This window comes from Halorhodospira sp. 9622, from assembly GCF_022228025.1.
Lineage (GTDB): Bacteria > Pseudomonadota > Gammaproteobacteria > Nitrococcales > Halorhodospiraceae > Halorhodospira > Halorhodospira halophila_A.
Genome location: NZ_JAJNRE010000113.1, coordinates 1 through 406, shown reverse-complemented (window position 1 = coordinate 406; position 406 = coordinate 1). Strand labels below are relative to the sequence as shown.

Annotated in this window: 1 protein-coding gene; it reads right to left on the bottom strand. The window is 67.5% G+C overall.

The features are described from left to right. The coding region (locus tag LRG07_RS13835) for a helix-turn-helix domain-containing protein (RefSeq protein ID WP_238642788.1) at positions 1 to 404 on the bottom strand (404 nt) is incomplete at its 3' end. Between the last annotated feature and the right edge of the window lie 2 nt (positions 405 to 406).

The window sequence follows — 406 nt, the reverse complement described above, 5'->3', positions numbered from 1 at the left end:
TTGAGGATGCGCCAGAGCGGATCGTCACCGATGCCCAGGTAGGCGGCGACCTTCTGGACTGGCATCTGCTGGCAGAGGGTGATCACCATCGCCTCGAACAACTGCGAGAACCCGCTTCCCGGCCGCGCCCAGGGCACCTCGACCTGCGTGGTCTTCCCGCAGTCCTGACAGCAGACCCGCGGCACCGCGGCGTGGATGTAGGCCTGGTGCTCGAAGAAATGCAGGTGCTGCCACGTGCGCTGACGGGTGTCATGCACGGGTTGCCCCTCAGCGCCGCAGGCCGGGCAGGCGAAGCGGCTACCGCTGGCGAAGGTGACATCGAAGTCGATGCGCTTGGCCTCGGCGTCGAAGCGGATGTCACTGACTTCCCAGGGCGCGCTCAGCCCCAGCGGGGCGGTGAACAGGG